Origin of the sequence: Terriglobus sp. YAF25, from assembly GCF_052113305.1 — a bacterium.
Classification (GTDB): domain Bacteria; phylum Acidobacteriota; class Terriglobia; order Terriglobales; family Acidobacteriaceae; genus Terriglobus.
The window spans coordinates 1-11,634 of the sequence record NZ_JBFRCY010000113.1 but is presented as its reverse complement, the minus strand read 5'-3'; the positions used below and the strand labels follow the sequence as shown (position 1 = coordinate 11,634).

Genomic DNA, 11,634 nt, shown 5'->3' with positions numbered 1-11,634 from the left:
GAGTGTGAGCCTAGCGAACACTGGCGCGTGCAGGCTGACAGCACTGGGGACTTAGGGCTGGTGCGTATCCCAATATGGAGACGAGTCATCGTTGGGAACTAGACCAGCACCACCGAAGCCGGAACTACCCACYGCGAGATTGTAACTCATATTGATGAGGGCATTGCCCATGCGTGAGATATCGACGTCGGCGTTTCTCCACGTCCAATTTTGTTTCGAATCATAAGAACCGTCCTCTACTATGAGGACAATTCCATCTGTCGATAGAAATTGTTGATATTTTCTATTGAATATCTTGAAGCATGTATAGCCCATGGCTGCGGTTCCATCTGGATTTGAGCAGTCCCATCCGGTATAGGGATCGACAAGAGCCCATTGCTGCTCCGGGTCTTGAACCTGTTCCTTTGTTCCGAACATCACCGTGAGAGAACCCGGGTCTCCTTCCACCCTCAGGTTGATGTACTCTGGTGCGCTGAAAATGTTGTACCAGAAACATTCATAAGGGAACTCATACAAAGTCACGTTAATTGTTGATTCATCTCCGCTCCCTCCGGTGTAGCTGATAAAGTATTTATCCGGAGGGGTGCAGGTAACTGTGTACTCGTTCTCCTGGCTCTCTGAATTGTTCCAGGATATATACACGGACTCCTCTTGACCATCATCGGCGCCGAATCCGTATGTCACGCTTGCAATACAATTATTGAGTAAGTCTCTTTTCTCATCCCACTGGACGTTCTGTGAAGGATTTATGGTCGTCGGTGGAAAGACATTATACAAACCTCCTTCGATCTCCCAGGTCCCACCGCCCGTCATAGTAAGTGTCTTTGACGTACGATTGCTGAATTTGACCGTAACGCATCTGTACGCACTTTTCTGTTCTATGTCGACCGTCCCAGCTTGCGCTGGTGTCGACGCCTTGGCTGCTTTAGTCTGCTCGAGATTCGAACTCATGAATGGATCTCCTTGGATTTTTTGAGCCGACGAGGGAAAGAAGGGTCGTGCGGATATCCGGGTGGAGAGTCCCGGAATTGTGTGTGGCCAGCATCCCAGCTTCTCGTTCCAGAGTCAACTGCAGCTGGATAGTTTCTGATAACAAACATCACACCAAGAAAGCCAGACCTTTGAGTGGACTTTATTTGTCCCACTTAAGGGCGTACCAGTTTGCAGTGAACGCGCATGCGATGAGTTCAGTATGGATCGTGCTGCTCGTTGCTGCCACGTTTGGCATCAACTGATAAGGTTGATGCCATGGAAGTGCACCTGATCGATGGGACCTATGAGCTCTTTAGGCATTTCTATGCTCTCCCCTCGGCCAAAGACAGCGAAGGTCGCGAGGTTGCCGCGGTGCGCGGTGTTCTTGGTTCACTTCTGGGCATGATGCGCGCAGGTACGACGTACATCGGTGTGGCTACCGACCATGTGATTGAGTCCTTCCGGAATCAAATGTGGCCTGAATATAAGACCGGAGTGGGTGTGGACCCGCAGTTACTATCGCAGTTTCCGTTGTTGGAGGAGGCGCTCCGTGCGCTCGGAGTCGTAGTGTGGGCGATGGAGGAATACGAGGCAGACGATGCGCTGGCATCGGCGGCTTTTCTCGCACAGGACGACCTTCGGGTTGAGCGCGTAATCATCAGCACCCCGGACAAGGATCTTGCTCAGTGCGTTGTCGGCACACGCGTTGTGCAACTCGACCGACGCAGGCGCCTCGAACGCGATGAACAGGGAGTTATCCAGAAGTTCGGAGTCAAACCAGGCTCCATTCCGGATTATCTCGCCTTGGTCGGTGACGCATCCGATGGCTATCCGGGACTGCCAGGGTGGGGCGCCAAGTCTGCTTCCGCCGTTCTCTCTCGCTTCGGCAAACTGGAAGCGATCCCGTCCGACCCACGGGATTGGCAGGTGAACGTTTCCAATCCGAAAGGCCTTTCCGAGGTTCTCAATAGTAAACGGGATCTGGTATTGCTATTCCGGGACCTTGCTACCCTTCGAACGGATCTTCCGCTCTTCGCAACCGTTGACGATCTGCTTTGGAAGGGTCCTACGACCACCTTTCCTCCCATAGCAGATCGCTTGGACAAGGCAAGCTTTTCGAAAGAGCGCGTTCCACGTTCCTCTTAAGACGGGAAGACCATTCGAATCATTGAAGCGCAGATCTATCGAATTTGAAATGGGAACGTCCCGTCTGTGCCCAGGTTTCTTATTGGGGTTGCAACCGACGCAAACGACAATACTCAAAACGCCGGGACACTCGCTGCAGCTGCAGTGGGTGCAGCGGCTACGTCGCTGAGTTTGTCGAGACTCTGGGGATGAGCGTCGTCTTTATAGATGACACCGGACTTCATCACGAAGTGAACTTCCTCGCAGGTGCGAATGTCCTTGAGAGGGTCGCCACTGACGGCGATAACGTCTGCCCACTTCCCAGGCTCGAGCGTGCCGGTTTTGGCGGTCCATCCCATCAGGTCAGCAGCGTTGACCGTGGCGCTCTGAAGCGCCGCGAGGGGTGACATTCCGTAGTCACGCACGTAGACGTTCAGCTCACGCGCGTTCAGGCCGTGGGGATACACGGCGGCATCAGTGCCCAGGGCAACCTTCACACCGGCATCGATAGCGCGTTTATGATTGGCGCGGGCTACGGAGGTCACGTTCCGCATCTTCTCCGCGTAGATTGCAGGCAGCTTCCCAAACTCGCGATTCCAATCGTAAAGATAGCTGGTGGGGACCAGGTAGGTGCCGTGTTTCTTCATTTCAGCGATGGAGGCGTCATCGATGTAGCTGCCGTGCTCGATCGAGTCGACGCCTGCCTCCGCAGCCCACAGGATGGCCTGCGCTCCGTGTGCGTGCGCAGCGACTTTGCGGCCAAGACGGTGAGCGTCGGTGACGATGGCCTGCATCTCTTCGAGCGTGTACTGCGACGCCTGCGGGTCATCCCCTTTGGAAAGCACTCCGCCTGAGGCGCCGATCTTGATCAGGTCGGCACCGTACTTGATGTTGGTGCGCACCATGTGCTGCACTCCGCCGATACCATCCGCTACGCCTTCGGCCTGCCAGCGATACTGCGCAGGCAGCAGGTTCTCATCCATGTGGCCGCCGGTAATGCCGAGCGCCGGACCGGAAACCTGCATGTGCGGTCCCGGGATATGGCCTTCGTTGATCTCATCTCGTAACGCGACGTCGGTCCAGCCATTTGCGCCGACATTCCGAACGGTTGTGAAACCTGCTTCGAGCGTGGTCTTTGCATTCTCCACGCCGAGGATGGCTTCCTTGCCGGGTGTCATGGAGAGTTCGAAATAAGGATCAAAGTTGTTGGCCCCGGTCAGGTGCGTATGTACGTCGATCAGGCCCGGCAGCAGGGTGTAGGCGCGCAGGTCAATTTCACGGTCACCAGCTTTTGCGGGAGTGCTGGAGGTGGCGGCGAGAGCGACGATGGTCTCTCCCTGCACGATGACCGTCTCGTCGGCCATCTCTCTGCCGGTGCGTACATCCACCACATGACCGGCACGTAACAGGGTACGGCCGGAGAAAGGCTTGTACGCTGGCTGAGCCAGGGCGGAAAGCGCGCCCAAAACGCAGCACACGACAGGCAGAGAACGAAGCATGACGGAGCACCTCACAGAAACGATGCAACCATCCTAACCGCTCTCTGGTCTGAGGACGTATCTCAATCGAAGGTCAGCGTTTGAGTCTCTTTGCAGAGAAAGCCGATCGCAAGAAAAGATGTATAGAACGCCCTTTCCACCCAAATGAACCTCCACCCGTGGCGAAAGAACGGTTCTCGCTTGATGACTTCAGGGCAACACACTCATCTACATTCGCTCGATCCGCACGAGCGTTCATCAGCGCATGCGGCTCTTATCTCGGATGAGTGGCGGCGAAGCGGTCAACGGGCCAGGGGGAGCACACGAGGTTGAGGAAGCCATTGCGCGGCCAGCTTGATCTACCACCTTCGGAATGGGAACGTCCCGTCTGTCCTCAGGTTTCCGTCCCCAGGTTTCCCGAGACTTCAAACCTAAGCTTCACCATTTGAAGTGCCAGTCCTGACATTTAATACTTCAGATCGATAGATTTGACGGTATTATGCCGCAATGCCGGTGAGGAAGAGTGACACGATGATGGCGCGGGTGAATCGGATCTTCCAGTTTGTGGGGTCCTGCCTGTTCTTAGTCTCGATGCTGTTGCCGGGGGCAAATTCGGCGCCCTTTACTGGGCCAGGTTGGCCTGGCTATTTCTGCGCAGGGGTATCACTTTCCACGATGTTGTCCCCAACGGCATATCTTTCATGGGCTATAGGGTTGCCGCTGGGTGGGTGGGCGAATGTGCTGGTTGTGGAAAGTTGGTTTAGTGCGTCATTTAAGGCTCTGAGGCGGGCGCGGCCGTTTGTTGCCGTAGCGATGGCTTTTTGCTTGTTTGCGACGCGGAGCTTTTTGAGGGCAAGCCTGTCGAAGGAAGAAAAAGATAAGTTGATTCCGATGGTAGGTTTTTATGTGTGGGGTACAGGGATACTAGTGATTGCGGCGACGGAGTTCGGATGGTGGTGGCTGGAGCGTAGAAGAGACTTCGAACTGTCGGCCGAAGCATAAGGCGGCGCAATCGTGAAATGGCACCAAATCGCCAATGCGCCCATTGACGGTTAGTACCCACAAGTCAGCTTATGTTGACTGATCACAACATCAACTGGCGATAACAGGACTTACCACTCATCGAATCGGAGCTTCTGGCAACAAGAACCGCTGCCGCCGTTGCGATTGCAACACCAGCTCCGTTATGCTGCCAGCCTATTAGCAGCCGACTCCGGCCCCCGGCAAGATCCCGTTGTTGTTGCTACTACGCGATGTGGCTGCTACTTCGACCGCACAGCGACCATGTCGATCTCTACCAAACCGCCTCGAGCGCCGGCGGGCAGAACCACCTGCACCGTGGTGCGTGCGGGCTTGTTCGGTTGATCTTTGGTGCCGAAGAACTGGGTGTATCCGGCCATCATTCCAGCGACGTCCATCTTGCCGTCTTTCTCAGGATCGCCTCCGAGATACACATGCATCATCACCACATCGCCCAGCGTTAGCTTCTGCGATTCGAGAAATTTTTGCAGGTCCTTGAGGATGCCCTCGGTCTGTGACTTGGATCCGGATGAGTCTTGATCTCCGGGTCGAGCCATCCACTCACATACAGCGTATCTCCGGCCCATACGGCCGCCGAGATTGGAAGATCAGCATTCGAGGGATTCTGACTAGGCGGCAACGGAATTCTTTTGATTTTTTGCGCTGAAGTTTCCATGGTGCGCGGAAGCGCGATTGCGCCACTGACGATGAAGGCTAGAGAGAGACCCATTACAAAGACGAGAGTACGAAGACGACGGTTCATGAAAGCTCCTTGCCGTAGAAGTGAGAGGATGCGCGCGATCATGCCACATCCTCCTTTTGAAACGCTCCCCATGGGCCGTCCATTATCAGGAGTGAATCGGAGTGGAGCGTCGTGATTGGATCGAAACGCATGGCGCGCAGTGCTGGAATATAGCTGGCTGCGAGTGCGACGGCGGTAAGCACAACGGTGAAGCCTCCTGCTCCCACAAGACCTCGAGTTTCAGCCAGAGACGAGTCCGACTGCATCCTCTCCGAAATGCCCCTGCACAGAATTTCGGCGCTGCAAAATGCCAAAGATCGGAGATTCGAATCATGAAGCCCAGATCTATCGAATTCGAAATGGGAGCGTCACGCCTGTCCACAGGTTTCCAGAGACGTGTTATTTGACTAAGCAGTCAGGGAGCATTTCCATAGCTGTTCACCCCAAAAGATGGAAACCACGTAGAGGGCGAAAGCAACGGCCCAGAGTCCCGTCCTTGCCGCTCCGATTCCAGYTAATCCGCCCAGGAGAACCTGTGCAACTCCGAAACGTGGATCTCCTCCGACGAAACGCCATCTACGTTGGTTCGCCCGCTGCCTCAGTGATGAGTACCGCCCGACTGCGATAGCGACCAAGCCAAATGCAATGCCTGTTCGTAGACTCAGGAGTGAAACCATGACGGCAAGCGGAATCAGGAAAGTCATGTCCTGCGTGACGAGCACTTTCCACCCTGCTATCGGTAGGAGACGATAGCGCAGCAATGCTCGCCCCTCATCCAGACAGAGCATGCGTTGCCCAATCGTGCTCATTGCGATACCCACGAATAACGCCAGCATCGGAAATGCTTCGGGCGCTGGTGCCCGCCCGAACAGTCGATACAAGGTTCCACTAACCGCTATAAGCAGCGCGGTCCAAAAGTCGAGCGTTCCCAGCAGCTCCCGCCATGTCTCTTGCGCGATCCCGCTGACGTCCAAGGGCGTCCTTGAAATGCTGAGGCCTGCAGGCGTCCTTATTTTGAATGGGAGACGGCAAACGGCGTATACGGCCCCATGCACGATGAGTGCCATTAGAAGAAAAAAGAGACCCGCGGCTAAGCCCATCCAGAACAGGTAGCCAAGAAACAGCACGATAAATAATGGATTCAACGCAAAACTTACGGAACTGAGCAAGAGTCTTTGTCTACGTGTCAGCGGCCACGTAGCGACTCGTTCCGGGGGCAACCTATGCTGTGTATCTACGGAAAAGGTAACAAGCAAAGGCGCAAGGAGGACAATTTGAAAGAGAAGCGTGCTCCAGAATGCTGCTTCCGGTGCCCTGCTTGTTAAACCCGCGACCATAATGAAAAGGATGCAGAACAGAAAGTTGTTGAAACGTACCGAGGAAAAGCTGCTCAGTTCTTTCAACATCAGTTTCTTCAGCAGGAACAGAAGGGCTAGGATCTGAGACAATCCAGCACCTCCGGCTGTGGTTCGCCGACGATGCTGAAATATACGTCCTCAACTCCTTCGTCTGCCGTGGATGGGTTGAAATCTGATTCAATGCGACCTTGGTTAAGAATGACTACGCGAGTAGCTATTTTCTGCACGATCGACAGAATGTGAGAGGTGAGCAAGATCGTAGCGCCATCGCTGGAGAGTTGGCCAAGCAGCATCTCAATGACCGCGGACGATGCGGGATCAATACCTTCAAACGGCTCATCCAGCAGCAGAACCCTCGGCTTGTGCAGCAGGGCCATAGCCAGGGCGGTCTTCTTCCGCATGCCGAACGAACAATTGCGTGCAACGGTGTGGCGTCCTTGTGTTAGATCGAGTAGTCCTAGCAGGTTCGTTGTTCGTGCTGCTGTTTCGCTTTTCGTGAGTCCATAAATAGGTCCAATTGCCATCAGGTTTTCGATGATGGTCAAAGACTCGAACAACCCGAGCCCCTCGGGGAGTACACCCAGATTTCGTCGGATTTCAACTCCATGATCTCGGAAACCCAGTCCACCGATGGACACGGAACCACTGTCTGGCTCTTCCAGCCCGGAGAGCAGGCGCAGCAGTGTGGACTTGCCAGCACCGTTAGCCCCTAGTAAGGCACAAATGCCAGGTTCTACGGCTAGGTCTATGCCTCGGAGAACAGGTCGAGAGGCATAACTCTTCGTCGCGGCTCTGCAGTCGATCACTCTGTTGGTCCCCCAAATCAGTTAACCATACGAAATATTCCGCGTCCGTTTACCAACCCGGCGCTCATTCCGCGACAACAGGGCAATGCGCTCATCCTCATTCGCTCGATAAGTGATTCGGCGATTTATCACTAATCCTGACGGGTGGCGTGTTTCTGGAGGCAACTCAGAAGTATAGATCCTCAGCAGGCCCCGCGCTGGTCGTAGAACATGACAAGCATGTCAATCTCGCTTCAGATATGTACGATCAATTGACGATCAACACGAGACCCTGAGTTATGACTGTTGAGCCCACGGATGCACTGCCATAGTCTGCCCGGTGGAGACGGTCACGGTGTAGTTTGCGACGCTTCCTGACGTGATCGTCACCGTGGACGGAGCTATGTCGCAGGTCGCATACTGCGGAGCTCCTGTGCAGGTAAGTTTGACCGTACCCGAGAAACCGGTGCCGCCGGCGATAGCGAGGGCGTATGTGGCTGTGTTTTCACCGCTCACGCTGCTCGTCGTTGATCCACCTGGCGAGGTGCCCATAGTCAGAGTAGGCACGCCAGTTCCTGCCAGTGTCACTGTCTGTGGAGTAGTGGGAGCGTTGTCTGTAACGGTAAGCGTGCCCGTCCGAGAACCTGTGGCAGAGGGAGTGAAGAGGACCGTAATCGTGCACGAAGTTCCGGCCGCAAGACTTGCTCCGCAGGTATTTGTTTCCGAGAAGTCACCAGTGGCCGCGACCCCGCTGATGGCAAGCGGCGCGTTTCCTGTATTTGTAAGTTGAATTGGTTGTGCACTGCTTGAGAGCGTCAGGGTTACGTTGGCGAAATCCAAAGAGGATGGAGATAAGGATGCACCCGGCAACGCGCCATTGATCGTAAATGCCGCGGAAACAGAGCTCCCCCCGCCTGGTCCAGGCGTATAGACAGCGACCTGCGCAGTACCCGCCTGAGAAAGGTTTGAGGCAGGAACCGTGGCTGTGAGCTGCTGGCCGCTGACGAAAGTTGTCGGAAGAGGCGTTCCATTCCAATCGATGACAGAATTCGAAAGGAAACTGCTGCCGCTCACCGTGATGATAAAGCTTGATCCACCGGCGATCACAGAAGCCGGTGAGATCGCATTGAGCACCGGACTTGGTTTTTGCGTGGATGCGGAGACGGCACTCGTTTTTACCAGGTAGACACCCGCATCGGAGAGAAAGGCGAACCCATTCGTTCCCCAACGGACAAGGTTGGACTGGATTGCGGAAGTGATCTGAGGGAAGAGAAGCGTCGCATCGATGGCATGGGACTTCAGGCCATACGCAGTGATGACAACGGCGCTGCTTGAGCCGACTGTCTGATCGCCGATGGTATAGAACTCGCCCAGTGATGAGTCGAGAGTGATGTTGTGCGTGTTGGGATAAGACGTTGCGTTATAAGTCGTTACCGGGAAGGTACCCACTTCGGTCCGGGTAGCCGGACTCCAGATTTGTCCTGCGCTCGTGTATAGCAACGTGCCATCGGAAATCACTTGGTTGCCTGTTGTGGTGTTGCCGCCGTGATTGGTCTCTGATAGGCGCGTGTAAGAAAGCCCGGCTGGCGTTAGGTTTGCTGTTTGGAAAAACTCTCCTGTGATCAGGAAAGGTAAGGCATATACGGTCAGGGGGCTTCCCGCCAGCGCGATGCTGCCGAAGTTAGGATCGGCCATGCAGCAGATTCCGTCGTTCGGTATATGATTCACGGCCCCGGAGTCGTTGTAGAGCGTAAGCCAGCTCCCTTGCGACATCAGCACCTGCTGCGGGTACCCGGGCACCGTTGCCAGGTCGGTCGCCGCTAAGTTCGTGCAGCTCGAACAGTAAAGATTCGGCGTGTAGGGAAACGTGCGCTCTACGGCGTTCGTGCTCAGGTTGATGCGCTGAACGGTCAGGTCGGTCTGGTTCGCGACGTACAGGTACGATCCATCGCTCGTCGCGGCCAGGATGCCGGGCTTGTTCCCAACGGCGATCGGCGTCTTTGGGGTCCCCGTTGTCGGGTCAATCGGAATCACCGTATTGGGGTTGCTTGCTGCGGTCTGAGAGTTGGCGGCGTAGAGCAGCCCCGTGGATGGAACGGACACAAGGAACGTTGGGCTGATCCCAATCGTCTGGTAAGGAGTGACAATCAGGCCCGCGCTGATACCGCCCGCCGGTTGCGGGTTCACTACGGTAAGGATTTGTTCTCCGAGGGCAGTGATGGCCCCAGCGGGAATGGTGGCTTGCAAGGTCGTGTTGCTCACGAACTTCGTTGTCAAAGGGGTGCCGTTCAGCTGAGCAACGGATTGCGGATAAAAGTTCGAGCCCGTCAGCGTTTCTATGGTTGCGGTGTTCAGCGGTACCGTTGGTGTGGTGAGTGAGGACAACATTGGAACCGGGTAAATGGCATCTCCGGTGCCAGTGAGAGCGACCGTGAGCTGTGGCGTTTGCGGGTCATTGGAGACGACCGTTACGGTTCCGGTTAGTGGACCTGCGGAGATAGGCGTGAACGAGATTGTGGCGACGCAGAAGGAGTTCGCGGCGATGCTCCGCGTCGTACAAGTCTGGTTTACCAGCGCGAAACCGGATCCGGAAACGGTCACGCTACTGATCGTCAGCGCCACTTGTCCCCTGTTGTAGAGAGCGAGTGTGCCGTTTGGAGCAGCCGTGCCGACAAGATAGTGACCGAAAGGAACGGGATTGGCCCCTGCGGAGATACTCGGTGCAATCCCTTGTCCCCCAAAGGCAACGGTTTTGGGAAGAGTCGCGGCGTTGGTTGAAAACGTCAGGGAACCCGTCGTGCTGGCGCTGCTGACCGGAGTAAACGTGAGTTGAATTGGGCACGCGACTCCCGGAGCGATAGAGCCGCAGCTCTGGGTGGCCACCACGGTCGACGCAGACGAAGTGATCGCATCAATGCTTAGCGCTGCGTTTCCGCAGTTTGTCAGTTGAACGGTCTTGCTGCTGGAGGTGTTCGCATTCACCTTTCCGAATTGGACGTTCAGGCTGCTGAAGCAGAGTGCCGGCGCCGCCACAGACATATCGATCTTCGCCACGAAGCTGTGCAGATAAGAAGTGTAAGGACTGGCGGCCGGTGGAGGAGTCGGCTCAAAACTGCCCGCGGTCGTTGGAAAATCCGTGGCAAAGGTCGTTCCCGCGGCGATTAGATGATCTTGCGGATCCACCGTCATGCCGCCGAAATTTGAACCTTCGTAGCTGGCGTTCCCAACGGCGTTGAGGAACGATCCGAACTTGACAGTGCTCAGGTCAGGGCTCATCTCCGCCAGCATCATGCCCCAGATGGTGCCCGTGCTGTTTAGCACGGTCACAAACGGACTTTGCATCGGAAAGTCCGGAGAACTCGTGGTGCCACCCACAAATACATTCAGCTTGCTATCCAGGCCAATCGCGGAAAAGGAGCTGGACTCATAGTTCTGGCCTACGCCTGTTCCGTCCAGGTACGTCGCAGCGAGTACGCTGGTTGCTCCAGGGGCTAGTTCCATGATGTATCCGGAACCGGATGCCGTAGAAGAGATGCTGCCGGTACTGGGTGCCTTTTGATAGGCATTCGCGCTCACAGGAAGTGTTGTCTCGGCCGTCTCACCGGCGATCCATAAGTTGCCGCTGGGATCGATGGCCAGGCCACCAGCGTTGTCTGTGCCCGGAAGATAACTGGCGAAGTCGAGCGCAGTAGCCGTCGCGTTCAGGCGCAGCACGACGCCCGCGGAGGGATTCGCAACATTCACATAAGCATTTGGAAACTGTGGCGCAACCACACCAGGGGTGGTCGTCAGACCCAGACCTCCCCAGCCAAGAACGGTCGCGCTGCCACCGCTGTCCACGGCAATAGCGGTTGGAAGAAACGCGTTGGTGTAAGACTGGGTAGAAGAATTCGATGCGTTGCCCGGAACAATCGTGGAGTAAACCAAGCCGCCGGACGTATCAACCTTGAGCACGAACATCTGATTGTAGGGGTATCCGAGTGGGCTACCTCCCAGTGTCCCGGGCGTCACGTTGAAGTTGCGGTCATCCGTCACTCCTGCAAGATACGCATTGCCCGAAGCATCAACGGCCACGCGGCCGTTCACACCGTTGGTGTAGTTTCCTTGCTCGCCGCCAATTCTGCCCGCATAATTCAGACCCGAACCATCAGGCT

Annotated in this window: 8 protein-coding genes and 1 pseudogene; 2 read left to right on the top strand and 7 right to left on the bottom strand. The window is 55.7% G+C overall.

The window, feature by feature from the left end; genetic code table 11:
• Positions 1–51 precede the first annotated feature (51 nt).
• On the bottom strand, positions 52–951 hold the full coding sequence (locus AB4043_RS06570; RefSeq protein WP_442302949.1) for a hypothetical protein: 900 nt from the start codon (positions 949–951) through the stop codon (positions 52–54).
• 258 nt (positions 952–1,209) lie between these two features.
• Here AB4043_RS06570 and AB4043_RS06565 point away from each other — a divergent pair, with 258 nt between their 5' ends.
• The gene (locus tag AB4043_RS06565) at positions 1,210–2,118 is read left to right on the top strand and encodes a 5'-3' exonuclease (protein WP_442306709.1); all 909 of its coding nucleotides are present in this window, start codon (positions 1,210–1,212) and stop codon (positions 2,116–2,118) included.
• Between the two features lie 113 nt (positions 2,119–2,231).
• Here the strand turns inward: AB4043_RS06565 and AB4043_RS06560 are convergent, their stop codons facing one another.
• A complete protein-coding gene (locus AB4043_RS06560) occupies positions 2,232–3,596 on the bottom strand; it encodes an amidohydrolase family protein (protein WP_442302947.1) in 1,365 nt (454 codons plus the stop codon).
• A gap of 510 nt (positions 3,597–4,106) precedes the next feature.
• Between AB4043_RS06560 and AB4043_RS06555 the strand changes: the two genes are divergently transcribed.
• The gene (locus AB4043_RS06555) at positions 4,107–4,577 is read left to right on the top strand and encodes a hypothetical protein (protein WP_442302946.1); all 471 of its coding nucleotides are present in this window, start codon (positions 4,107–4,109) and stop codon (positions 4,575–4,577) included.
• Positions 4,578–4,837: 260 nt separating this feature from the next.
• Here the strand turns inward: AB4043_RS06555 and AB4043_RS06550 are convergent, their stop codons facing one another.
• The 5 genes and pseudogenes from AB4043_RS06550 to AB4043_RS06530 form a co-directional block, all read right to left on the bottom strand.
• Positions 4,838–5,152, bottom strand: a complete 315-nt coding sequence (locus AB4043_RS06550) for a Rid family hydrolase (RefSeq protein ID WP_442302945.1) — start codon at positions 5,150–5,152, stop codon at positions 4,838–4,840.
• Positions 5,153–5,396: 244 nt separating this feature from the next.
• Entirely contained in the window at positions 5,397–5,603 is a 207-nt protein-coding gene (locus AB4043_RS06545; protein ID WP_442302944.1) for a hypothetical protein, read from the bottom strand.
• A gap of 141 nt (positions 5,604–5,744) precedes the next feature.
• Positions 5,745–6,785, bottom strand: coding sequence for a hypothetical protein (locus AB4043_RS06540; protein ID WP_442306708.1), 1,041 nt, complete (start codon positions 6,783–6,785; stop codon positions 5,745–5,747).
• Positions 6,770–7,405 (bottom strand): annotated as a pseudogene (locus tag AB4043_RS06535) (ABC transporter ATP-binding protein); the annotation flags it as partial. The pseudogene AB4043_RS06535 and the gene AB4043_RS06540, both read right to left, overlap by 16 nt.
• Before the next feature lie 372 nt (positions 7,406–7,777).
• Positions 7,778–11,634 (bottom strand): choice-of-anchor D domain-containing protein (locus AB4043_RS06530; protein ID WP_442306707.1); only part of this gene is annotated, 3,857 nt, incomplete at its 5' end.